We start from the raw sequence: 24,524 nt of genomic DNA, 5'->3' as shown, positions 1-24,524 counted from the left end.
CTACCCGGTGCGGTCTGCGGCTGTTGGCAATGACGTCGGATAAAAACAGAAGGGGACGATATGGCAGCCAGTCTGTGGTTTGCGGTAGCCTGCGGCGTAATCGCCGTGGTATATGGTTTGGTGTCGCGTAGCTGGATCCTGCGCCAGGATCCCGGCAACGCGCGCATGCAGGAAATCGCCCTGGCCATCCAGCAGGGCGCGGCCGCCTACCTGGCGCGCCAGTACCGCACCATCGCCATCGTCGGCGTGGTGCTGCTGATCGCCATCTATGCCTTGCTCGGCCTGCACACGGCGCTGGGCTTCCTGATCGGCGCCGTGCTGTCCGGCGCCTGCGGCTTCATCGGCATGAATGTCTCCGTGCGGGCCAATGTGCGCACGGCGCAGGCGGCCACCCACGGCATCAACCAGGCGCTGAACGTCGCCTTCAAGGGCGGGGCGATCACGGGCATGCTGGTGGTCGGCCTGGGCCTGCTGGGCGTGACCCTGTTTTACTGGCTGCTGGTGCGGACGGGCGCGCCGGGCCTGACGCAGCATGACTTGATCAAGCCCCTGATCGGCCTGGCCTTCGGCGCCTCGCTCATTTCCATCTTCGCGCGGCTCGGCGGCGGCATCTTCACCAAGGGCGCCGACGTGGGCGCGGACCTGGTGGGCAAGGTCGAGGCGGGCATTCCCGAGGACGATCCGCGCAACCCGGCCGTCATCGCCGACAACGTGGGCGACAACGTGGGCGACTGCGCCGGCATGGCCGCCGATCTGTTCGAAACCTATGTCGTGACCCTGATCGCCACCATGCTGCTGGGCGCCTTGCTGATGGCCGAGGCCAGCAGCGTGGCCATCATCTACCCGCTGCTGCTGGGCGCCGTCTCCATCCTCGCCTCCATCGTCGGCTGTTCCATGGTCAGGACGGCGCCCGGCAAGAAGATCATGTCGGCCTTGTACACGGGCCTGTGGTGGGCGGCCGGCCTGTCGCTGGTGGGCTTCGCGGTGGTCACGTGGCTGCTGTGGCCCGACGACGCCATGCGCTACAAGATGCTGGGCGCCACCGTCGTCGGCATCGTCCTCACGGGCCTGATGGTCTACATCACCGAGTACTACACGGGCACGGATTTCAAGCCCGTGCGCCATATCGCCGAAGCGTCGACGACGGGCCACGGCACCAACATCATCGCCGGCCTGGGCGTGTCGATGAAGTCCACCGCGTACCCGGTGCTGGCCGTCTGCGTGGCCATCCTCGTGTCGTACCAGCTGGCCGGCCTGTACGGCATCGCCATCGCCGCCACGTCCATGCTGTCGATGGCGGGCATCATCGTCGCCCTCGACGCCTACGGCCCCATCACGGACAACGCGGGCGGCATCGCGGAAATGTCGGGCCTGCCCGACTCGGTGCGCGCCATCACCGACCCGCTCGACGCCGTCGGCAACACCACCAAGGCCGTCACCAAGGGCTATGCCATCGGCTCGGCGGGCCTGGCCGCGCTGGTGCTGTTCGCCGACTACACGCATGCGCTCGAATCCGTGGGCCAGCACATCACGTTTGATTTGTCGAACCCCATGGTCATCGTCGGCCTCTTCATCGGCGGCCTGATCCCGTACCTGTTCGGCGCCATGGCGATGGAAGCCGTGGGCCGCGCAGCCGGCGCCGTGGTGGTGGAAGTGCGTCGGCAGTTCCGCGACATCAAGGGCATCATGGAAGGCACGGCGAAGCCGGAATACGACAAGGCCGTCGACATGCTGACGGCGTCCGCCATCCGCGAAATGATCGTGCCCTCGCTGCTGCCCGTGGTGGTGCCCATCGTCGTCGGCATGCTGCTGGGGCCTGCGGCGCTGGGCGGCCTCTTGATGGGAACGATTGTGACCGGCCTGTTCGTGGCCATTTCCATGACCACGGGCGGCGGCGCCTGGGACAATGCCAAGAAATACATCGAGGACGGGCATTTCGGCGGCAAGGGTTCCGACGCGCACAAGGCGGCCGTCACGGGCGATACCGTGGGCGACCCGTACAAGGATACGGCGGGGCCGGCCGTGAATCCCTTGATCAAGATCATCAATATCGTCGCCCTGCTGCTGGTGCCGCTGCTGCCCGCCACGGGCTGGCTGGCGGTGGCGGCCCCGGCGCCCATCCACGCGCCGCTGCCGCCTATCCTGGCGCCGGCCACGCCCGTGCAATCCCTGCCTGGCCAGTAGTCCGGCACACCCCGTTGCCGCAGCCCCGTGGCCCGCGCCATGGGGCTGTTTGTTTTTACGCTTGTGAAACTTTCCTGCCGTCCATATCCCCGGCGTATCAAAGGTGAGCAATTGTTACGGCGGCTAGGATTGTGCCGCCGGCCTGCCAATAATGAAGCGAGCATCATGGTGGATGTGGCGCAGGAGGATGTCATGGACGGCAATCGCACGGGACGCGGCGCACGGCTGGCGCTGCTGCTAATGGGGCTGGCACTGGGTGGCGCCGGTGGTGTGGCCGGGGCCGCGCCGGGCGGGCATGGCGGCCACGGCGGCTTCCATGGCGGGCATGGCGGTTTTCACGGTGGACACGGGCACTTCCATGGACGGCCGCACGTGGGTGTCTGGCTGGGCTCGGGATGGGGCTACGGCTACGGACCGGGCTGGTATGGCGACCCGTGGTATGGCTATCCCTACGGCTATCCGTACGGGCGCACTGTCATCGTGCAGCCGCCGCCCGTGTATATCGAGCAGGGCGGCGTGCCGACGGCGCAGATGTGGTACTACTGCGCGCGGCCGCAGGGCTATTACCCGTACGTGAAGAATTGCAGCACGGCATGGCGTGCCGTGCCGCCGAACAGCGTGCGCTGAGGGAGGCGAAGATGAACACGACAGCGTTATCCCGGCGTGCCGGCCTGCTGGCGCCCCTGCTGCTGGCCGCCTGCACGGTGCTGCCGGACGGGCCGTCTGCCATGGTCTTGCCCGGCACGGGCAAGAGTTTCGAACAGTTCCGCAGCGACGACCTGCAATGCCGCGGCTATGCGCAAGGGCAACTGGGCGGTGCTTCCGCGCAGCAGGCCGGCGTCGACAGCGGCGTGCGCAGCGCGGCCCTGGGCACGGTACTCGGCGCGGCGGCCGGCGCCGCCATCGATGGCGGCCATGGCGCCGGTGTGGGCGCTGGCACGGGCCTGCTGTTCGGCGCCCTGGCGGGCACGGGCGCGGCGGACACGTCGTCGTACGGCATGCAGCGCCGCTACGACAACGCCTACCAGCAATGCATGTATGCGAGCGGCCACAAGGTGCCCGTCGCCGGGCAGATGCTGGGCAGCGTGCCGGCGAATGCCGCCACGCCGCCGCCCGATACGCCGCCGCCCCGTTATTAGAACCGCGAGGTCAGGCCGACAAACATGCGCCGTCCCGGCACGTAGTAGTCGACCAGGCCATCGGCCAGCGGGCCTTTCTTGAACAGGTTTTGCACGCCGCCGCGCACCGTCCACTGGGGCGTGACCTTGTATGACACGACCGTGTCGACGATGGTGTAGGCCTTGTTGGCCGCCTGGCCCGCGTCGAGTTCCTTGCCCGTGTACTGGGCGGCGACTTCGCCGAACAGCTGGTCGTTCACTTGCCAGCCCAGGGCCGAGTACCACGACAGCTTCGGCGTCGACAGCAGGTTGGCGCCCGTCGTCAGGTTTTTCGCTTCCGACATATACGTGACGTTGTTACGCCAGTTCAGGTTTTTCGTGAAAGGAATGGTGGCCGTCGCTTCCACGCCGCTGGTGCGCGCTTTCTGGATATTCGTCATCTTGGTCCACCACTGCTTCTGGAAAAAGCCCAGCGGCGCGTAGTCGATCTTGTTCTTGAAATCCGTGTGGAAGTACGTCACGCCCACATCCCAACCATGCTGTTCCCACGCCACGCCGATCTCGCCGGCCGTGCTGGTTTCCGGCTTCAGGTCCGCATTGCCGGCCATGTAGCAGCCGCCCGTGATGTAGCCCAGCGGTTTCAGGCTGCCGCAACCGCGTCCGCCCGACTGCGTGGCCGCCGCCGGCGAGTTTTCCTTCAGGCTGGGCGCGCGGAAGCCTTGCGAGATGCCGCCCTTGACGGTCCAGGCAGGAAGCGGGTGGTACACCAGGTACAGGCGCGGGCTGTAGTGGTTGCCGAACTTGCTGTGGTGATCGAGGCGCAGGCCGGCCGTGGCCGTCAAGTCTTCACGCAGGAACAATTGATCTTCCGCGAACAGGGCCGAGGTGGTGCCCGACAGGGTGGCGCCGCTGACGGGGTTGCCCAGGTAGTCGGTGGGGATGGTGCCGATGGTGTCCGTGTTCGTCAGCTCCTGGTGCTTCCACTGGCCGCCCATCACCAGCATCTGCTCGATGCCGCCCCAGCCGATGCGTTTTTCCAGACTGGCGTCGAGCGTGCTGTCCTTGGTCTTGGCCACCGTGCCGACCACTTCGTTGTCGAAATCGTTGTGGTACAGGTTGACCATGGCCTTGCCGAAGTCCCAGCGGCCTTCATAGCCAAGGCTGACGCTCTTGCGCACCAGCTTGCTCGCACCCCAGGCGCCGAACACGGGGTAGCCGTCCTCATCTAGCGTGCTCGAATCCGTGGCTTCCTGCTTGCCGTAGCTGGCGTCCAGCGACAGGTTCTGTTTCTTGCCCACCGCCCAGTTCAACTGGCCCGTGACAGTCTGGTTGCGCTCGCCACCGATGCCGCCCGATTTGCCGATGACTTTTTCATCGGCGTTCTGCCGCGTCTGGCCCACGCCCAGGCGCATGCCCACCGTGTCCGACAGGGGACCGGCCAGGTTCACGCCCAGCTGGTGCGCCGTGCCGCGGCCGCTGTCCTGCGGCTGCGTGTAGTTGGCCGTGGCCGAACCGTTCCACTTGCCCGGCACCTTGCGCGTGATGATATTGATCACGCCGCCCATGGCGTCCGAGCCGTACAGCGAGGACATGGGGCCGCGCACCACTTCGATGCGCTCGATCATGTCGGGCGAGATCCAGTTCAAGTCCTGGCGGCCCAGGTCGGGACGGTAGGCCGTGTCGGCCGAGCTGCCCACGCGCTTGCCGTCGACGAGGATCAGCGTGTATTTGTCGGGCAGGCCGCGCAATTTGATTTTTGACTCTTCGCCCACGGGGCTGGTGCCGCCCGTCACGCCGGGGATGCGGCGCAGCAGGGTGTTCAGGTCGTACACGGGCTGGCGCTCGATTTCCTCGCGCGTGATGACGCTGATGCTGGCCGGCGCATCCTTGATGTCGATGGCCGTGCCCGAGGCGGTGACGACCACCGTGTTCAGGGTGGCCTCGGCGGCGCTATTGCCTTCGGCCCAGGCGCTGCCGACGGCCAGCGAGAGCAGGCAGGGCAGGAGCAAGGTGGCGCGCGAGGGGAGAGTGGGGCGGATGGCGGGCGGTGTGGCGAAGACTGGACTGCGGTTGAACATGGTGTGCTTTCCCGAATATTGTTATTTCCTGGCTGCCTTTCGGGTGGCTTGGGTATGAAGTGATGAGGCAGTCTTATCTCGTGAATGAGAATAAGAATCGTTCTTATTGTAATGCCATCCTGGCAAGAAGGAAAGTGCTAGCTGGAAATAAAACACCGTTACCCGTTGCGCACGTCCCGTCCGGGGCGCGTGGAAGCGTGAGAAATTGTTACGCGCGCTGGTATCCTTGGCCGTCTGTGCCAATAATGAAGCGGGCGTCTTTGACGAGGAGGAGGGCAACATGCAAACCGCGCCAGCAGCAACGTTACGGGCCAGCGCCGCGCTGGTACTTGCCATGGTCGTGCTTGCCAGCAACCATGCCGGTGCCGTGGAGCCTGCAGCGGCGGAAGACTTGCCCGTGTGCCGCCTCGATCCGCACGACAGCAGCAAGCTGGCCGTCGAACCGTGCCGTCCTGCGCCCCCCGTGCAGCCGCGCCGTGCCGTGGAGCAGGTGATCGGCCGCATGCCGGCACAGCGCATGGCGCCGCCCGTCGTCGCCATGCCGCCATTGCCGCCCACGCCCGCCGTTCCCATGCCCAGCCTGCCGCGCCCGGTAGGTTCCTGCGACGCGGGCGGCTGCCGCGACACCTCCGGCGCGCGCTACAACGGCGCGGGCAATGCCACGCTCGACGCCAATGGCCGCATCTGCCATCGCAACGGCGCCTTCGTGCAGTGTTTTTGAGCGCTTGCGTGACGCAGGACCCCGTTTTTTGCTGAACAGTCCCAAAGTGGCTACAATGGTTGCCGATGTTACGTTTACGTAAACGTAATGGCGGGCGTCACCGTGGCATCATGCGACATCCAATTATTCGGGCCGGGCACACGGCCATCACCCTTCAGGAGACTTCATGCAGATTCAGGACAATGTATTCATCATCACGGGCGGCGCGTCGGGCCTGGGCGCGGCGACGGCGCGCATGCTGACGGCGGCGGGCGGCAAGGTCGTGCTGGCCGACGTGCAGACCGAGGCGGGCCAGGCGCTGGCCGCCGAGCTGCATGGCGTGTTCGTGCAATGCGACGTGACGTCCGAGGAAGACGGCATGGCGGTGGTGGCGGCGGCGGGCAAGCTGGGTACCTTGCGCGGCCTGGTCAACTGCGCCGGCGTGGCGCCGGCCGTGAAAACCGTGGGCAAGGATGGACCGCACCCGCTGGCCCTGTTCCAGAAAGTCGTCAACATCAACCTGGTGGGCACCTTCAATATGTGCCGCCTGGCGGCCGACGCCATGGCGAAACAGGAGGCCACGGCGGAAGGCGAGCGCGGCGTCATCATCAACACGGCGTCCGTGGCGGCGTATGACGGCCAGATCGGCCAGGCGGCCTATGCGTCGTCGAAGGCGGCCGTGGTGGGCCTGACCCTGCCGATGGCGCGCGACCTGTCGCGCAACGGCATCCGCGTCATGACGGTGGCGCCCGGCATCTTCGAAACGCCGATGTTGCTGGGCATGCCGGCCGAAGTGCAGGATGCGCTGGGCAAGATGGTGCCGTTCCCGTCGCGCCTGGGCAAGCCCGGCGAATACGCGCAGCTGGTGAAGGCCATCGTGGAAAACGTCATGCTCAATGGCGAGTCCATCCGTCTGGACGGTGCGATCCGCATGCAACCGAAATAAGAGCACCTGGACAATGCCCAGGGCGTTGTTGCATGGCCCGGGTTTGTCATGCTTTGTACTATTCGTACTGTCTTCGGTCACGCGCCTGGCCCGGGACATCGCCAGGCACTCTCACGCAGGCAGCGCCCTCATGGGCATTTGATGTAGGATACCCCCGTATGGGGCGTACAGCCTTGCTCGGCTGTGCGCCCTTTTTTTATCGGAGAATCCATGATCACATTGAAGCCGCTGGCGCTGAGCCTGACCTTGCTGGGGACCCTGGCCGCCAGTCCCGCATTTGCCGAGGTGCCGCAAAAGGCGCCGGAAATCGCCACTGCCTACGCGGAAAAAAGTGGCTGGGCGGCGCAGAAATTCATGGTGGCCGCCGCCAATCCGCTGGCCGCCGATGCCGGCTACCAGATGCTGAAAAAGGGCGGCAGCGCCATCGACGCGGCCATCGCCACGCAGCTGGTGCTCACGTTGGTCGAGCCGCAATCGTCGGGCATCGGCGGCGGCGCCTTCCTGCTGTACTCCACCGCCAAGGGCGTGCAAGCGTTCGACGGACGCGAAACGGCGCCCGCCGCCGCCGATGAACACCTGTTCCAGAATCCGGACGGCAGTCCCGTTTCGCGCGCCACGGGCGTGGTGGGCGGGCGCTCCGTGGGCGCGCCGGGCGTGCTGCGCATGCTGGAACTGGCGCACAAGGAGCACGGCAAGCTGCCGTGGGCGACCCTGTTCGGCCCCGCCATCCGCCTGGCGCACGGCGGTTTTCCCGTCAGCCAGCGTCTCAATGGTTTGCTGAACTGGGACCAGGCCCTGAAGCGCGACCCCGTCGCCGCCGCGTATTTCTACGACCAGGATGGCAAGGCCTGGCCCGTCGGCCATGTGCTGAAGAACCCGCAGCTGGCGCGCACCCTGCGCGAGATCGCCCGCGGCGGCGCCGACGCCTTTTACCAGGGCCGCATCGCGCGCGACATCGCCGCCAAGGTGGCATCGCACCCGAGCAACCCGGGCAAGCTGACGGCGCTTGACATCGCCGGCTATCGCGCCAAGGTGCGCGAACCCGTCTGCAGCGACTACAAGGCCTGGACCGTGTGCGGCATGCCGCCGCCATCGTCGGGCGGCATCGCCATCGCGCAAATGCTGGGCATCCTGGAAGTGAAGGATATCCGTCCGTATCCGCCTGTCGACGGCGTGCTCGACGCGCAGGCGATCCATTTGTTCTCGGAAGCGGGACGCCTGGCCTACGCGGACCGCAACCGCTACGTGGCCGATACGGACTTCGTGCCGCTGCCGGGCAAGGGCATCGCCTCGATGCTCGATCAAACCTATCTGGCGCAGCGCGCCTCGCTGATCGGCGACAAATCCATGGGCAAGGCCTTGCCCGGCACGCCGCCCGGCATGCAGGTGGCGTGGGGCATGGACAACGCGCTGCAGCGCCCATCGACCTCGCACCTGGTGGCCGTCGACGCTTTCGGCGGCGGCCTGTCGATGACCACCAGCGTGGAAGACGCCTTCGGCTCGCGCCAGATGGTCGACGGCTTTTTGCTGAATAACCAGCTGACGGATTTCTCGTTCGATTCGCGCGATGCCGATGGTCCCATCGCCAACCGGGTCGAGGCCGGCAAGCGCCCGCGCAGCGCCATGTCGCCCACGTTGGTGTTTGAAAAGGGCACGCACAAGCTGGTGCTGGCCACCGGCTCGCCGGGCGGCTCGTCCATCATCAACTATGTCGCCAAGGTCCTGGTCGGCACCATGGACTGGGGCCTGAACGTGCAGCAAGCCATCAGCCTGCCGAACTTCGGCAGCCGCAACGGTCCGACGGAGCTGGAAAAAGGCCGCGCGCCGGCCGCCCAGGTCGAGGCGCTGCAGGCCATGGGCCATGAGGTGCGCGTCATCGAGCAGAACTCGGGCTTGCAGGGCATCATGCGCCTGAATGCGCATGGCAAGGATTTCTGGTTTGGCGGCGCCGACCCGCGCCGTGAAGGCATGGTCCGGGGCGATTAGGGGCACCGGACCAAACCTGCTGCGCGTCGGTATAGGCGGCCTGCGATGCTCACCGCCTCGGCGCCCCCGTACTTAGTACGGGGGCGCTTCTTAGCCGCCTCTCCCTTCCGCTCGCTACGGTTTTGTCCGGCGCCGTGATGCAAACAATATACCTGCAGGAACTGGCGCCTGCCTTCCAAACTTTTCCACAAAGTATCAAGACCCTGCTAATCTGCCGGCATGGGAATGCAAAATAAAACCGGCTTGATACTTACGGGAGGGGGCGCCCGTGCCGCCTACCAGGTGGGGGTGCTGCAGGCGATTTCGGCGATTCTGTGGGAAGCGGGCTGGGCGCCGGCGCGCAACCCGTTCGACATCATCTGCGGCACCTCGGCCGGCGCCATCAACGCCACGGCGCTGGCCTGCCGCGCCGACAATTTCGGCGAGGGCGTGCAAAAGCTGCTCGACGTGTGGCAGCATATCGAGGTGGAGCAGGTGTACCGTGCCGATTCGCTGGGCGTGCTGCGCTCGGGGGCGCGCTGGCTGTCCTTGCTGTCGTTTGGCTGGCTGCTGCGCCAGTGGCACGCCTCGCCGCCCAATTCCCTGCTCGACAATACACCGCTGGTCAGCCTGCTGCACCGCATGCTCGACCTGCCGCGCCTGGACGCCGCGCTGGCCGATGGCCTGCTGCATGCGCTGGCCGTCACGGCGTCGTCGTATTCGGGCAGCCGCCACATGACGTTTTACCAGACGGCCGAGGATATCGCGCCCTGGGTGCGCACGCAGCGCCTGGCCTTGCCGGACCAGATCGGCGTGGAGCACTTGCTGGCCTCGGCCGCCATTCCCTTCATTTTTCCCGCCGTGCCCCTGTATGTGGGCGGCCAGCGCGAATACTGCGGCGACGGTTCGATGCGCCAGCTGGCGCCGATCTCGCCGGCCATCCACCTGGGCGCCAACAAGGTGCTGGTGGTGGGCGCGGGGCGCATGACGGAACCGGCTCCGGGCGCGGCCGAATCGGCGCGCTATCCCAGCCTGGCGCAGATCGCCGGCCATGCGCTGTCGTCGATCTTCCTCGATGGCCTGGCCGTCGACATCGAGCGCCTGAACCGCATCAACCTGACCCTGTCGATGCTGCCGCCCGAATTGCTGGGCAAGACGGCCTTGCGGCCCGTGGAGCTGCTGGTGATCGCGCCGTCCGAGCGGCTCGATGCCATCGCCAGCCGGCATATCGGCAGTTTGCCCCGTCCCATCCGCACCATGTTGTCGGGTATCGGCGCGGCCGAGGCCCGCGGTGCGGCACTGGCATCGTATTTATTGTTCGAATCGACGTATACTAACGAGCTGATCCGTCTTGGACAGCGCGATACGCAGGCCCGCAAGGACGATGTACTGGCGTTTTTTGGTTCTTGAGACGGCCCCCGGGAAGCGTTCCCGGAGTTTTCGCGTTTTTTTGACAGGGCGACTGTGCTGGTATTCCGACGTGCTTGCGATGTGGTGTTGTTATTCAGTCTACTGTTGAGTGGCTGGGCCAGGGCCGCGCCTGCGCCCACCCTGCGTTTCGACCAGCTCAGCGTCGAACAGGGCCTGGCGCAGGAATCCGTGCTGGCCATCGCGCAGGACCGGCAAGGCTTCATGTGGTTCGGCAGCCAGTCTGGCCTCAGCCGTTTCGATGGCTACCGCATGGTGGTCTACAAGAATATCGAGGGCGACAAGACCAGCCTGGCCGACAACTGGGTGGGCCAGCTGCATGTCGATAAGCAGGGCCAGCTGTGGATCGGCACGGACAATGGCCTGGACCGCTTCGACGCGGCCAGCCAGACCTTCATCCATTATGGGCTGGCGGAAAAGAGCCGGCGCGGCAACGGCAACCGGCATATCCGCGCCATCCTCGACGATGGCGCGCGCGGCTTCTGGATCGCCACGGCGGATGGCTTGCAGCATTTTGATCCGGCCACGGGCCGCTTTCGCACCTGGCACCATGAAGAGGGCAATCCGCACAGCCTGGGCGACAATGAAATCAAGGCCCTGGCCATGGATGCGCAAAATCGCCTGTGGATCGGTACCGTCACGGGCCTGGACATGCTGGCGCCGGGCAGCGAGCGCTTCGAGCATTTTGCCATCGACGCGGACGCCGCTTCCAAATACAACGTGATCCAGTCGCTGCTGGTCGACCGCCAGCAGAATCTGTGGATCGGCACCATGGCCGGCGTCGAGCGCTGGCGTCTTGGCGGAGCCGGACAGGCGCCCCAGGCGCGCGTGCGCCTGAGTGAAAAACACGGATTTTCCGCCATCCGCGTGGCCAGCCTGTACCAGGATGTCGATGCCACCGTCTGGGTGGGCAGCAATGCCGATGGCCTGTTCCGCTGGCTGCCCGAAAGTGACACCTTCCTGCAGTACCGCCACCAGACGGGCGACAAGTTCAGCGTCGCCGACAACCAGCTGTCGTCCTTGTACCGCGACCGCGCGGGCACCTTCTGGGTCGGCTCCTGGTACAACGGCGTGAGCCGGGTCGACCTGGGCAGCGGCGGCTTTGCGCGCATGGCGCGCGCGCCGGGCGACGTGGGGGCGCTGGCGGACAAGAAGGTGCGGGCGGTGGCCGATGCGGGCAACGGCAAGCTGTGGCTGGCCACCAAAGGCGGCTTGAAACTGTACGACACGCGCGACGGCAGCTCGCAGCTGTTCGACCTGGGCAGCGCGCCCGGCATGTCGCGCGACGAGCAGGTGACGACCCTGTACAAGGCGCCGGACGGCACCTTGTGGGTGGGCGGCTCGACGGGCCTGCACCGCTTCGATCCGGCACAGGGACGCTTCTTCACCACGCGTTTCGCCGCCGGCGACCCGAACAGCGACACCATCCGCAATGTCGTCAGTGACCGCAGCGGCATGCTGTGGGTATCGACGCGCGGCGGCGTGCACCGCTACGACCCCGTGAGCAAGCGCTTTACCACCTACCGCCATGATCCGGCCAATCCGAACAGCCTGTCCGACAACATGGTGCGTCCCGTGCTGGAAGACCGCAAGGGACAGTTGTGGATCGGCTCCTTCCACGGCCTCGACTTGCTGGACCGCGCCACCGGCCAGTTCCGCCATTTCCGCCACGACCCGCAAAACCCGCAGAGCCTGAGCCACGACGAGGTGCATTTCCTGCACGAGGACAAGCACGGCGTGCTGTGGGTAGGCACGGCCAATGGCTTGAACCGCATGGACGTGGGGGCGAAGGGCGAGATCCGCTTTCGCCGCTACCTGCGCAAGGATGGCATGGCCGACGATGCCGTCGCCAGCATCCTTGGCGACGACAACGAGCAGCTGTGGCTGAGCACCAACAGCGGCATTACGCGCCTCGACACGCGCAGCGGCCTGTTTCGCAATTACGACAGCGCCGATGGCACGGTGGAAGGCTCGTACTTCGATGGCGCGGCCCTGCGCGCGGCCGACGGCACCATGTATTTCGGCGGCTTCAACGGCATGACCGCGTTCGTGCCGCAGGATATCCACGACAACCGCGTGCCGCCGCTGGTGGCCATCACGGAGCTGCAGATCTTCAACAAGCCCGTGGCCATCGGCCGCGGCGAATTCGCGCAGGTGCTCAAGACGGCCATCGACCATACGAACACCTTGAGCCTGACCAGCCGCGAGAGCGTCTTTTCGCTGGAGTTCGCGGCCCTGCATTTCGCCGCGCCGCAGCGCAATGTGTTCGCCTACCGGCTCGAAGGCTTCGACCAGGACTGGGTCATGACGAATGCGGGGCGGCGCTTCGCCACCTACACCAATCTCGATCCCGGCAATTACGTATTTCGCGTGAAGGCCGCCAACAAGGATGGCGTATGGAACGAGAGCGGCGCCACCCTGGCCATCACCATCCTGCCGCCGTTCTGGAAAACCTGGTGGTTCCGCACCCTGGTGGCGGCGCTGCTGCTGGGCGCCGGCTATGGCATCTACCGCCAGCGCATGCGCGCCGTGCGGCAGCAGCAAAATGAGCTGGAAAAGCAGGTGAGCGAACGGACCGCCGAGGTGTCGCAAAAGAACGCCGAGTTGCAGATCAAGGAAATCGAGGTGCTGGCGCAGTCGGACGAGCTGGCGCAAGCCAACAGCAGCCTGAAGAAAAACGAGGAAAGCCTGCGCCAGGCCAAGCGCAAGGCGGAGGATGCGACGCGGCAGAAATCGGAATTCCTCGCCAACATGAGCCATGAAATGCGCACCCCGCTGGCCGGCGTGATCGGCATGCTGGGCTTTGCCCTGCGCGACGAGCAGCTGCACGACGCCACGCGCGAGCAGATCCTGCGCGGCCAGGCCAATGCCCAGTCGCTGCTGGTGATCATCAACGACTTGCTCGATTTTTCCAAGATCGAGGCGGGCAAGCTGAGTATTTAAAACATCGACTTCGCGCTTGGCGCGGCGATCGAAAATGTGGTCAGCCTGTTCGAGGAACAGGCGGCCGCGCGCAGCATCGGTTTCGCCATCGACTTCGCGCCCGACCTGCCGCCCTTCGTGGTGGGCGACCCGACGCGCCTGCGCCAGGTGCTGGTCAACCTGGTCGGCAATGCCTTCAAATTCACCCAGCGCGGCGCCGTCAGCGTCTGCGTCGAGCGCGCGGGCCTGGGTACCAGCCAGGGCGGGCGCCAGGTGAACCTGATCCGCTTTACTGTCAGCGACAGCGGCATCGGCATCGACCCCGATGCGATGCTGCGCCTGTTCCAGAAGTTCGAGCAGGCCGATGCCAGCACCACGCGGCGCTACGGCGGCACGGGGCTGGGCCTGGCGATCTGCCGCCAGCTGGTCGAACTGATGGAGGGCGAGATCGAGGTGGCCAGCACGCCGGGGCAGGGCAGCACGTTCACTTTCACCCTGCCGCTGGCCGATGGCGTGGCGCCGCCACTGGTGCCGCAGGTGGCGCTGGCGCCGCACAGCCACCAGCTGCGCGTGCTGTGCGCGGAAGACTTCCCCACCAACCAGATCATCATCCGCGTCATGCTGGAAGAACTGGGCCACCGCGTCGACGTGGTGGCCAACGGCGTGCTGGCCGTGGCGGCCTGCGTGCATACGCGCTATGACCTGATCCTGATGGACGGGCGCATGCCGGAGATGGATGGCGCCACGGCCACGCGCCTGATCCGCGTGGGCGGCTGGCCGGACCAGCCGGTGCGCGACCAGGAACTGATGATCGTGGCCCTGACGGCGAACGCCAGCGACGAGGACCGCAGCCGCTACCTGGGCGTGGGCATGGATGATTTTCTCAGCAAGCCGGTGGACGAGGCGGCGCTGCACGGCTTGCTGGCGCGCGCCATCGAGCGCCAGTTGCAGCGCGGCTTCATGTTGCCGCGCATGCCGTCCAGCGTGCCGCGCAACGTGGCGCGCGGCCAGGCCGAACTCGATGCGCTGTTTGGCGTCGCGCCGAAGACGGGCGCCATGCCGCTGCCATCGCCGCCAGCCCAGGCCAGCCGCGGCGGCGACCTGCAGCGGCGCATCCGCGTCGCCTTCGTCGCCGATCTGGAAGGACGCCTGCTCGAACTCGACGCCGCCCTGGCCGCGCAGGACCAGGATGGGGCCGGGCGCCTGCTGCACGGCTTGAAGGGCAGCGCCGCGTATCTCGACGAAACGGAGCTGCACATGCTGTGCACGGAAATGGAGGAGGCGGCGGACGCCGGGCGCTGGACGCAGGTGGCCTTGCACTTGCCGCGCCTGCGCGCACTGCTGGCGCAAATCGCCATTCCCGGCAAGGAAATGTAAAATAGGCAAGTTCAGCCATGGGAAATGGCCGGAAACTGGGTAGAATACGCGGCAGGCAGCCGATAGTGCCGGCAATGGAGACTGGAATGAAAGTACTGGTGGTTGACGATGATGTCGTTTCGCGCATGGTGCTGATGCACCTGATCGACAGCTGTGGCGTGCACGATATCGTGGAGGCCGAGGATGGCGCGGCCGCGTGGGAGCAGCTCGAACGCGGCTTGCGCCCGGCGCTGTGCTTCTGCGACTTGCGCATGCCGCGCCTGTCAGGCATGGAACTGCTGCAAAAAATCCGCTCCGACAGCGCCCTCGACGCCATGCCGCTGGTGCTGGTGTCGTCGGCGAATGACCACGAGACGGTGCGGGACGCCGTGCAGGCCGGCGCGGCCGGCTACATCGTCAAGCCGTTCCAGCAGGAGCAGGTGCGCCAGCATATCGATGCCTGTTTCGACGTGGCGCCATTGCCCGCCGAGGCGCCGCTGGCGACGGCGCAGCGCCTGGGTATCGACGGCGAGCGCCTCCTGGCCTATCTGACGGGTTTCCAGGGACAGGTCGGCGCCGCAGAAGAACAGGTCGAAACCTTGCTGGCGCGCGGCGAGCCGGCGCTGGCGCGCCAGCAGCTGGAGCGCCTGCACCTGGGCTGCCGCACTTTGGGGCTGCATGGGGCGCAGGCTGGCATGCTGGCCCTGTTGCAGGCGCCGGTCCTCGATGGCGGCCAGATGCACACGGCGCTGGGCGCGCTGGCGCGCAGCGTGGCGCAGCAAATGCGCCTGCTCGGCGAGCAGGACGGCGCTGACTGACGCCGCTGTTTTCCGCTTGCCGGAAAAATACTTTAGGTTTAAAGTATCTGCTTCCGGGCCGGTTGTAGTGGCCCGCCACCAGCCAGGATGAGCATGAGCCGCGACCCTTCGCCTACCAGCGCCACTCCCCAGGATGACTTCGCGCGCGCGCACCTGCCGCCGCGCGCACTGTGGCCAGAACTGTGCTTTGACTTGCCGGAACTGCAGTATCCGGCACGCCTGAACTGCGTCGCCGCGCTGCTCGATGCGGCCGTCGCCAGCGGTGGCGGCGAACGCATCGCCATCCATGCCGACGGCCAGCGCTGGAGCTATGCCCAGCTGCTGCGGCAAGTCGACCGCATCGCCCATGTGCTGCGCAGCGATCTGCGACTGATCCCCGGCAACCGCGTGCTGCTGCGCGGCGCGAATACGTCGATGATGGCGGCGTGCCTGCTGGCCGTGCTGAAGGCCGGCTGCATCGCCGTGCCCACCATGCCGCTGCTGCGCGCGCGCGAACTGTCGACCATTCTCGCCAAGGCCGAAGTCAACGCCGTGCTGTGCGCGCAAGGCTTGCGCGCGGAACTCGATGGCTTGGCGGGCTTGCCGGCGATGCTGTGCTTTGGCGCCGATGACGCGCAGCTGGAACGGCACATGGCGGCGCACGCCGGTCCTTTTGCCGCGCACGATACGGCAGCCGACGATGTCTGCCTGATCAGCTTTACCTCGGGCACGACGGGCGTGCCCAAGGGCACCATGCACATGCACCGCGACGTGCTGGCCATCTGCGACTGCTTTCCCCGCTCCATGCTGCAGGTGAGCGCCGACGATATCTTCATCGGCACGCCGCCGCTGGCGTTTACGTTTGGCCTCGGTGGCCTGCTGCTGTTCCCCCTGCGCTTCGGCGCGGCCACCGTGCTGCTGGAAAAGCTCACGCCGGAAACCCTGCTGCGCGCCATCGGCACCTACGCTGCGACCATCTGCTTTACGGCGCCCACCTTTTACCGCCAGATGGCGCCGTTGGCCGGCCAGCACGATCTGCGCAGCCTGCGCCTGTCGGTATCGGCCGGCGAAGCGCTGCCGCTGGCCACGCGCGACGCCTGGCAGGCGGCGTCGGGCCTGGCCATGACGGACGGCATCGGCGCCACCGAGATGCTGCATATCTTCATTTCCGCCACCGGCGACGGCATCCGCCGCGGCGCCATCGGCAAGGCCATTCCCGGCTACCAGGCCTGCATCGTCGATGACGACGGCGTGGCGCAGCCTCCGGGCGTGACGGGACGCCTGGCCGTGAAAGGCCCCACCGGCTGCCGCTACCTGGCCGACATGCGCCAGCGTGAATATGTGCAGCATGGCTGGAACCTGACGGGCGACACCTTCGAGATGGATGCCGACGGCTATTTCTATTACCGCGCGCGCAGCGACGACATGATCGTCTCGGCCGGCTACAACATCGCCGGCCCGGAAGTGGAAGAGGCGCTGCTGCGCCATCCGGCCGTGGCCGAATGCGGCGTGGTCGGGCGCGCCGATGCCGAGCGTGGCCAGATCGTCGAGGCGCACGTGGTGCTGAAAGGCGGCTACCAGGCCGGCGACGCGCTGGCGGCCGAGCTGCAGGACTTCGTGCGCCAGCAGATCGCCCCCTACAAATATCCGCGCGCCATCCGCTTCCTGCCCGCGCTGCCGCGCACGGAGACGGGCAAGCTGCAGCGCTTCAAACTTCGCACGGACATCCCATGAATATCGTCTGCATCGGCGGCGGCCCCGCCGGCCTGTATTTCAGCCTGCTCATGAAAAAGCAGCATCCGGGCCACCGCATCACCGTCATCGAGCGCAACCGGCCATACGACACGTTTGGCTGGGGCGTCGTGTTTTCCGACCAGACGCTGGGCAACCTGGCCAATGCCGACGAGCCGACGGCGCGCGCCATCCTGCAGGCGTTCAACCACTGGGACGATATCGAGATCCATTTCAAGGGGGCGACCGTGCGCTCGGGCGGCCATGGCTTTTGCGGCATCGGCCGCAAGCGCCTGCTCAATATCCTGCAGGCGCGCTGCGAGGAACTCGGTGTGCAGCTGGTGTTCGAGACGGAAGTGCAGGACGACCAGGCCATCGCGCGCGAGTACGGCGCCGACCTGGTGATCGCCAGCGATGGCTTGAACAGCCGCATCCGCACGCGCTACGCGGCCAGCTACCAGCCCGACATCGAGCAGCGCCATTGCCGCTTCGTCTGGCTGGGCACGCGCAAGAAATTCGAGGCTTTCACGTTTGCCTTCCGCCAGACGCCATTCGGCTGGTTCCAGGCGCATATCTACCAGTATGACGGCGAGACCTCGACCTTCATCGTCGAGACGCCCGAACACGTGTGGCGCGCGGCGGGACTGGACGGCATGAGCCAGGAAGAAGGCATCGCCTTTTGCGAGGCGCTGTTTGCCGCGCAACTCGATGGCCATGGCCTGATGAGCAACTCGCCGCACTTGCGCGGCTCGGCGCAGTGGATCACTTTCCCGCGCATCGTCTGCCGCCAGTGGCTGCATGTGCAGGACGGCGTGCCCGTGGTGCTGATGGGCGACGCGGCGCACACGGCGCATTACTCGATCGGCTCCGGCACCAAGCTGGCGCTGGAAGACGCGATCGAACTGGCGCGCTGCTTTGGCCAGCAGGCCAGCACCAGCGAGGCGCTGGCCGCCTACCAGCAGGCGCGCGCCGTCGAAGTGCTGAAGATCCAGAGCGCGGCGCGCAATTCCATGGAATGGTTTGAAAACGTCGAGCGCTACAGCGCCATGGAAGCGCCGCAGTTCGCCTATTCCATGCTCACGCGCAGCCAGCGCATCTCGCATGAAAACCTGCGCCTGCGCGACCCCGCCTACGTGGCCGATTATGAACAGTGGCTGGCGCGGCGCGCCGCCGGGCAGGCCGGCGTGGACTTGCCGGAGCACCCCGTGCCGCCCATGCTGACGCCATTCAAATTGCGCGGCGTGCTGCTGAAAAACCGCATCGCCGTCTCGCCGATGGCGCAGTACAGCGCCGTCGACGGCGTGGCCGGCGACTACCACCTGATGCACCTGGGCGCGCGCGCCATGGGCGGCGCGGGCCTGGTGTTTGCCGAGATGACGTGCGTGTCGGCCGATGCGCGCATCACGCCCGCCTGTCCCGGCATGTACAGCGAAGCGCACACGCAGGCCTGGCGGCGCATCGTCGATTTCGTGCATGCCAGCAGCGACGCGAAGATCGCCCTGCAACTCGGACACGCGGGCGCGAAAGGTTCGACGCGCCCCATGTGGGACGGCATCGACCTGCCGCTCAGGGAGGGCAACTGGCCGCTGCTCTCGGCCTCGGAGCAGCAGTATCTGGCCGGCGTGTCGCAGGTGGCGCGCGCGGCCACGGAGGGCGACCTGGCGCGCATCGAGCAGGACTTCGTGCGCGCCACCCTGGCGGCAGCCGTCGCCGGTTTCGATTGGCTGGAACTGCATTGCGCACACGGTTATCTGTTGTCGAGTTTTATCTCGCCGCTGACCAACCGCCGCACCGACGATTACGGCGGCAGCCTGGAAAACCGCTGCCGCTATCCGCTGCGCGTGTTTCGCGCCATGCGCGCGGCCTGGCCGCAGGATAAACCCATGAGCGTGCGCATCTCGGCGCATGACTGGGTCGAGGGCGGCATCACGCCCGACGACGCGGTGCGCATCGCGCGCCTGTTCAAGCAGGCCGGCGCCGACCTGATCGACTGCTCCTCGGGCCAGGTCAGCAAGCTGGAACAGCCCGTGTATGGCCGCATGTTCCAGGCGCCGTTCGCCGACCGCGTGCGCAACGAGGCGGGCATCGCCAGCATGGCTGTCGGTTCCATTTTCGAGGCCGACCACGCCAACAGCATCATCGCCGCCGGGCGCGCCGACCTGTGCGCCGTGGGCCGCCCGCACCTGGCCAACCCGGCCTGGACGTTGACGGAAACGGCGCGCATCGGCTACAGCGGCGCCGCTTCAAGCTGGCCGAAACAGTACCGGCCGGGCCAGCAGCAGCTGGAACGCAATTTGCAGCGCGAACGCCAGCTGGCCGCCGCCAGCACGGGCCTCACCCCGCAACAGGTGGCCGCCCGGCTGCTGGAAGGATGACATGAACAAGGAAGCATTGATGGACGCATCAGCAGCAAAACATGCGCTGGTGACGGGGGCCGGCAGCGGCATCGGGCTCGCCTGTGCGGGCGCCTTGCTGGACGCGGGCGCCAGAGTCACCCTGGCCGGGCGCGATGGCGCGCGCCTGGCCCGCGCGCGGCTGCAGCTGGAAGAACAGGGCCACGCGGGCAGGGTCGCCATCTGCGTGCTCGACGTGAGCGTGGAAGCGTCCGTGCAGGCGGGCTTCGCGCAGGCGGCCGCGCATTTCGGCCGCATCGATATCCTCGTCAATAACGCGGGCCAGGCGCATGCGGCGCCATTTTGCAAGACGGATGCGGCCATCTGGCAGCAGATGCTGGCCGTGAACCTGACAGGCGTGTTCCACTGCTGCCAGGCGGCCATGCCGGGCATGCTGGAAGCGGGCTGGGGGCGCATCGTCAACGTGGCGTCGACGGCGGGCTTGAAAGGCTATCGTTATGTCAGCGCCTATGTCGCCGCCAAGCATGGCGTGATCGGCCTGACGCGGGCACTGGCGCTGGAAGTGGCGCCGCGCGGCGTGACCGTCAACGCCGTCTGCCCCGGCTACACGGAAACGCAGATGGTGGCGCAGGCCGTGCAGAATATCGTGCGCAAGACGGGCCGCAGCGAAGACGCGGCGCGCGCGGAACTGGCGGCGGCCAATCCGCAGCAGCGCCTGGTGCAGGCGCAAGAGGTGGCCGATGCGGTGGCGTGGCTATGCCTGCCCGCGTCGTCGGCCATGAATGGACAATCGATCGCCGTCGCCGGCGGCGAAGTGATGTAACTGACTGAAGCAACTACGGAAGATCATGGATAAAGACAGCGCTGATGCGCAAGAACAGCCGGTGCTGGACCTGGCCAGCCGGCTCACGCAAGACCATCACCAGTCGCTCAAGCTGTGGCTGCGCATGCTGTCGTGCACGGTGAAAATCGAGAACGAGGTGCGCACGCGCTTGCGCGCCACCTTTGGCATCACCTTGCCGCGCTTCGACTTGATGGCGCAGCTTGAACGATTTCCCGACGGCTTGCGCATGGGCGAACTGTCCAAGCGCATGATGGTCACGGGCGGCAATATCACGGGCATCACCGACCAGCTGGAGCAGGAAAAACTGGTGGCGCGCGTGGTCGACCCGAAGGACCGACGCTCGTACAGCGTCAAGCTGACGCCGGCCGGCCGGCGCGCGTTTGACGAGATGGCCAAGGTGCACGAAGGCTGGATCACGGAACTGCTGCAAGGCGTGGCACCGGAAGAGAAAACCCAGTTGATCGATCTGCTGTCGCAGATGAAGCAGCACTTGAATGAACACGATCGTGACACCATCGATAAATAAAGGAAGCACCATGCGTCATCTTCCCGGCCAGCCGCAAGACCTGCCAGGCAACCGCGCCAGCCTGGCGGGCTACGCCGCGCGGCATTTTCTGTTTTCCGTCGAAGGCGGCGTCGCCACCTTGACCTTGCACCGGCCCGAGCGCAAGAATCCGCTCACCTTCGATTCGTATGCGGAGCTGCGCGAGCTGTTTCGCGCGCTGGCGCATGCGGACGATGTCAAGGCGATGGTCATCACCGGCAGCGGTGGCAACTTCTGCTCGGGCGGCGACGTGCACGACATCATCGGCCCCCTGACGCAGCTCGACATGCCCGGGCTGCTGGCGTTTACGCGCATGACGGGCGACGTGGTGAAAGCCATGCGCGCCTGCCCGCAGCCCATCGTCGCCGCCATCGACGGCATATGCGCGGGCGCCGGCGCCATGCTGGCGCTGGCGTCCGACATCCGCATCGGCACGGCGCGCAGCAAGACGGCCTTTCTGTTTACCCGCGTGGGCCTGGCCGGCTGCGACATGGGCGCCTGCGCCCTGCTGCCGCGCGTGATCGGCCAGGGCCGCGCCGCCGAACTGCTGTACACGGGCCGCTCCCTGGCTGGTGCCGAGGCCGAACGCTGGGGCTTTCTGAACCGCCTGGTCGAGCCGGAGGAGCTGGCCGAGGCGGCGCGGCTGTTCGCCGCCGGCCTGGCCAGCGGCCCCACGTTCGCGCACGGCATGACGAAGAAAATGCTGCAGCAGGAGTGGAACATGGGCGTCGATGAAGCCATCGAGGCGGAGGCGCAGGCGCAGGCCATTTGCATGGCCACCAACGATTTCCACCGTGCCTACCACGCCTTCGTGGCGAAGGAAGCACCGCAGTTCGAGGGTAACTAAGATGCGTGATACCAGCTATCTGGACTGGCCGTTTTTCGAGGCGCGCCATGGGGAACTTGAGGGCGAGCTTGATGCGTGGGCCACGCGGTACCTGGGCGCCGCGCACGGCGGCGATGTCGACGCGGCATGCCGCGCGCTGGTGGCGCAATTGGGGCAGGGCGGCTGGCTGGCGCACGCCACGAGCGCCGATGGCCACGTCGACACGCGGGCCATTTGCCTGATCCGCGAAACGCTGGCGCGCCACGAGGGCCTGGCCGATTTCGCCTTTGCCATGCAGGGCCTGGGCTCGGGCGCCATCGGCCTGTTCGGCAGCGCGGACAACAAGGCGCGCTACCTGCCGGACGTGGCCAGCGGCAAGCGCATCGCCGCGTTTGCCCTGTCCGAGCCACAGGCGGGGTCCGACGTGGCGGCGATGCAGTGCGCCGCGCGCCGCGATGGCGACGACTATGTGCTCGACGGTGAAAAGACGTGGATCTCGAACGGCGGCATCGCCGACTTTTACGTGGTGTTCGCGCGTACGGGCGAGGCGCCGGGCGCGCGCGGCCTCAGCGCCTTCATCGTCGACGCGGACAATCCGGGTCTCGAAATCGCCGAGCGCATCGCCGTCATCGCCCCGCATCCGCTGGCGCGCCTGCGTTTCAATCAGTGCCGCGTCCCGGTCTCGCAGCGCCTGGGCGTAGCGGGGCAGGGTTTCAAGGTGGCGATGGCCACGCTGGACGTCTTTCGCACCTCGGTGGCGGCCGCCGCCCTGGGCTTTGCGCGCCGTGCCTACGACGAGGCGCTGCGCCACGCCATGGCGCGCCAGATGTTCGGCCAGACGCTGGCGGACTTCCAGCTGACGCAGGCAAAATTGGCGCAGATGGCCACCGGCATTGACGCGGCCGCGCTGCTGACCTACCGCGCCGCCTGGCAGCGCGACCAGGGCCGCAAGGTGACGAAGGAAGCGGCCATGGCCAAGCTGACGGCGACGGAAACGGCGCAGCAGGTGATCGACGCGGCCGTGCAGATGTTTGGCGGCCTGGGCGTCGTCAGCGACCACCCGGTCGAGCGCCTGTACCGCGAAATCCGCGCGCTGCGCATTTATGAGGGCGCCAGCGAAGTACAGCAGCTGATCATCGCGCGCGAACTGCTGCGCGAGGCGGGCAGCGCATGAACGGCATGAACCACATGAACAACGAGGAGAACACGATGCAAGTGCTGCAACCAGCAGGATGGGCCCGGCCGCGCGGCTACGCGAATGGCATCGCCGCCAGCGGACGCACGGTATTCGTCAGCGGCATGATCGGCTGGGACGCGCAGGGACAATTCCACACGGACGATTTCGCCGGCCAGGCGCGCCAGGCGCTGCAAAACATCGTCGCCGTACTGGCCGAGGCGGGCGCCTTGCCCGAACACATCGTGCGCATGAACTGGTATGTGCTGGACAAGAAGGAATATGTGGCGGCATATCCACACATCGGCGTGGCCTATCGGGACATCATCGGCAAGCATTTCCCGGCCATGACGGCGGTGCAGGTGGCGGGGCTGATCGAGGACAGGGCGAGGGTGGAGATTGAAGTGACCGCTGTGTTGCCTGAATGAATTATTTTTGTCGAAATTATATTTTTTTGCGCTAAAATAAAAAATATAAAAACAATATCTGCTATGTTATATTTGGCAACCGGAAAATACGCCGGCTTCAAATACTGACAGTCGAGGCAGATGATGCACAATAATTTAAAGGCGGTAAGAAGTGTGGTGCTGGCCGTGGCCGGTATGGGTGTTTGCCTGGGCGCGCAGGCCGGAACCGGCACGTCGCTACTCTCTCCCGGCTATCAAACGCAACTGGAAAGCTGGCTTGGCGAAGGCCGTCTGGCGCTGACGAATATCTACAGCAAGGCGGCGGGCGACACCTCGCTCGATTTCCACAAGGCCTCCGATGGCAAGGGGCGCACGTTTTCCATCATGGAAGCCACGAATGCCTCGGGGCAAACTTGGATTGTTGGTGGCTACAATCCGCAAAGCTGGAATTCAAGCGGCAGCTACAACATGTCATCTGATAACAGTCAGCGCACGGCGTTCATCTTTAATCTCACTAGTGGGGTGATCCGACCGCAGACACCGCGTGGCTATGCGATCGATATGGTAGGTGCTTACCAAACTTATAATGGCGCCGAGTATGGTCCGGTTTTTGGTTATGGACATGACCTGTTCGTTTCGGGCAATCTCAGCTCTGCTGGCTACTCGAATATGTATTCTTACATTGATCCCGTCAAGGGGGGCTTCGGTGAAAGCCTGCTCGATGGCTCGCAGTACAGCAAGCCCGACGTCACTTATGGTGCGCTGCAGATTTTCACGATCGGCGTCGTGCCCGAACCTGCGACCTATGCGCTCTTGCTAGCCGGACTGTGTATGCTGGCCGCTTCGCGCCTGTACAAGCGTCGCGCCACTCTGGCCTGAGCTGTCATAACAGTGCCACCTGCCAGACTGTCCATGGCGGGCGCCAGCCTGTATAATGCCGCTGCGCGTGTCGCCATCGTACAATGGATAGTACAAGGTCCTCCTAAGACTTAAATGCAGGTTCGATTCCTGCTGGCGACACCACGTTTCCACGCAACGCGCGTCGGCAGCCTGTGATCATCCAGGCGGTAGTTACCGGTCGATGGCGATTGAAGTCCGAGTTATCGGTACAATGCGTGCTTCATTCATCCAATCGGCGGCTGTTTTGCAC

General features: G+C 66.0%; 19 protein-coding genes and 1 tRNA gene. 19 read left to right on the top strand and 1 reads right to left on the bottom strand.

The features are described from left to right. Nucleotides 1–60 precede the first annotated feature (60 nt). The 3 genes from BM193_RS07410 to BM193_RS07400 all read left to right on the top strand — a co-directional run bounded on the left by BM193_RS07410 (nucleotide 61) and on the right by BM193_RS07400 (nucleotide 3,323). Complete coding sequence (locus BM193_RS07410) at nucleotides 61–2,184, top strand: sodium-translocating pyrophosphatase (protein ID WP_092798447.1); 2,124 nt, start codon at nucleotides 61–63, stop codon at nucleotides 2,182–2,184. 192 nt (nucleotides 2,185–2,376) lie between these two features. Further along, nucleotides 2,377–2,811 carry a hypothetical protein gene (locus BM193_RS07405; RefSeq protein WP_092798579.1) on the top strand — a complete coding sequence of 145 codons (435 nt, stop codon included), beginning with the start codon at nucleotides 2,377–2,379 and terminating at the stop codon, nucleotides 2,809–2,811. 11 nt (nucleotides 2,812–2,822) lie between these two features. Further along, complete coding sequence (locus BM193_RS07400) at nucleotides 2,823–3,323, top strand: glycine zipper family protein (RefSeq protein WP_092798580.1); 501 nt, start codon at nucleotides 2,823–2,825, stop codon at nucleotides 3,321–3,323. Here the strand turns inward: BM193_RS07400 and BM193_RS07395 are convergent. Beyond that, nucleotides 3,320–5,380 (bottom strand): TonB-dependent receptor domain-containing protein, encoded by a 2,061-nt coding sequence (locus tag BM193_RS07395; protein WP_092798448.1) that lies wholly within the window; start codon nucleotides 5,378–5,380, stop codon nucleotides 3,320–3,322. The two genes, BM193_RS07400 and BM193_RS07395, sit on opposite strands and share 4 nt — an antisense overlap. A 280-nt stretch (nucleotides 5,381–5,660) precedes the next feature. Here BM193_RS07395 and BM193_RS07390 point away from each other — a divergent pair, with 280 nt between their 5' ends. The 16 genes from BM193_RS07390 to BM193_RS07320 all read left to right on the top strand — a co-directional run bounded on the left by BM193_RS07390 (nucleotide 5,661) and on the right by BM193_RS07320 (nucleotide 24,397). After that, complete coding sequence (locus BM193_RS07390) at nucleotides 5,661–6,101, top strand: hypothetical protein (RefSeq protein ID WP_139176171.1); 441 nt, start codon at nucleotides 5,661–5,663, stop codon at nucleotides 6,099–6,101. A 166-nt stretch (nucleotides 6,102–6,267) separates the two neighbouring features. Further along, nucleotides 6,268–7,026 carry a 3-hydroxyacyl-CoA dehydrogenase gene (locus BM193_RS07385; RefSeq protein WP_092798450.1) on the top strand — a complete coding sequence of 253 codons (759 nt, stop codon included), beginning with the start codon at nucleotides 6,268–6,270 and terminating at the stop codon, nucleotides 7,024–7,026. Nucleotides 7,027–7,236: 210 nt separating this feature from the next. Continuing rightward, the gene (ggt, locus tag BM193_RS07380) at nucleotides 7,237–9,012 is read left to right on the top strand and encodes a gamma-glutamyltransferase (RefSeq protein WP_092798451.1); all 1,776 of its coding nucleotides are present in this window, start codon (nucleotides 7,237–7,239) and stop codon (nucleotides 9,010–9,012) included. A gap of 219 nt (nucleotides 9,013–9,231) precedes the next feature. Further along, nucleotides 9,232–10,401 (top strand): patatin-like phospholipase family protein, encoded by a 1,170-nt coding sequence (locus tag BM193_RS07375; RefSeq protein ID WP_092798452.1) that lies wholly within the window; start codon nucleotides 9,232–9,234, stop codon nucleotides 10,399–10,401. 87 nt (nucleotides 10,402–10,488) lie between these two features. Continuing rightward, nucleotides 10,489–13,362 (top strand): ligand-binding sensor domain-containing protein, encoded by a 2,874-nt coding sequence (locus tag BM193_RS07370; protein WP_254785941.1) that lies wholly within the window; start codon nucleotides 10,489–10,491, stop codon nucleotides 13,360–13,362. A gap of 36 nt (nucleotides 13,363–13,398) precedes the next feature. Then, nucleotides 13,399–14,718: an ATP-binding protein gene (locus BM193_RS29050; RefSeq protein ID WP_254785939.1), complete on the top strand. Its 1,320-nt coding sequence runs from the start codon at nucleotides 13,399–13,401 to the stop codon at nucleotides 14,716–14,718. 86 nt (nucleotides 14,719–14,804) lie between these two features. After that, nucleotides 14,805–15,515, top strand: a complete 711-nt coding sequence (locus BM193_RS07365) for a response regulator (protein WP_092798453.1) — start codon at nucleotides 14,805–14,807, stop codon at nucleotides 15,513–15,515. A 93-nt stretch (nucleotides 15,516–15,608) separates the two neighbouring features. Further along, complete coding sequence (locus BM193_RS07360) at nucleotides 15,609–17,228, top strand: AMP-binding protein (protein ID WP_092798454.1); 1,620 nt, start codon at nucleotides 15,609–15,611, stop codon at nucleotides 17,226–17,228. Next, nucleotides 17,225–19,600 carry a bifunctional salicylyl-CoA 5-hydroxylase/oxidoreductase gene (locus BM193_RS07355; RefSeq protein WP_092798455.1) on the top strand — a complete coding sequence of 792 codons (2,376 nt, stop codon included), beginning with the start codon at nucleotides 17,225–17,227 and terminating at the stop codon, nucleotides 19,598–19,600. Before BM193_RS07360 ends, BM193_RS07355 begins: the two co-directional genes overlap by 4 nt. Before the next feature lie 19 nt (nucleotides 19,601–19,619). Continuing rightward, a complete protein-coding gene (locus tag BM193_RS07350; RefSeq protein WP_254785938.1) occupies nucleotides 19,620–20,402 on the top strand; it encodes an SDR family NAD(P)-dependent oxidoreductase in 783 nt (260 codons plus the stop codon). 25 nt (nucleotides 20,403–20,427) lie between these two features. Next, nucleotides 20,428–20,949, top strand: a complete 522-nt coding sequence (locus BM193_RS07345) for a MarR family winged helix-turn-helix transcriptional regulator (protein ID WP_092798457.1) — start codon at nucleotides 20,428–20,430, stop codon at nucleotides 20,947–20,949. 10 nt (nucleotides 20,950–20,959) lie between these two features. After that, complete coding sequence (locus tag BM193_RS07340) at nucleotides 20,960–21,814, top strand: enoyl-CoA hydratase family protein (protein WP_092798458.1); 855 nt, start codon at nucleotides 20,960–20,962, stop codon at nucleotides 21,812–21,814. 1 nt (nucleotide 21,815) lies between these two features. Next, nucleotides 21,816–22,967, top strand: coding sequence for an acyl-CoA dehydrogenase family protein (locus BM193_RS07335; RefSeq protein WP_092798459.1), 1,152 nt, complete (start codon nucleotides 21,816–21,818; stop codon nucleotides 22,965–22,967). A gap of 35 nt (nucleotides 22,968–23,002) precedes the next feature. Beyond that, nucleotides 23,003–23,395, top strand: coding sequence for a RidA family protein (locus BM193_RS07330; RefSeq protein ID WP_092798582.1), 393 nt, complete (start codon nucleotides 23,003–23,005; stop codon nucleotides 23,393–23,395). A 120-nt stretch (nucleotides 23,396–23,515) separates the two neighbouring features. Then, complete coding sequence (locus tag BM193_RS07325; RefSeq protein ID WP_254785936.1) at nucleotides 23,516–24,253, top strand: PEP_CTERM-anchored TLD domain-containing protein; 738 nt, start codon at nucleotides 23,516–23,518, stop codon at nucleotides 24,251–24,253. 69 nt (nucleotides 24,254–24,322) lie between these two features. Continuing rightward, a tRNA-Arg gene (locus BM193_RS07320) sits at nucleotides 24,323–24,397 on the top strand. The last annotated feature ends 127 nt before the right edge of the window (nucleotides 24,398–24,524 follow it).

This window comes from Janthinobacterium sp. 344, from assembly GCF_900112025.1.
GTDB lineage: Bacteria > Pseudomonadota > Gammaproteobacteria > Burkholderiales > Burkholderiaceae_D > Janthinobacterium.
This window is presented reverse-complemented; position numbering and strand designations above follow the sequence as displayed.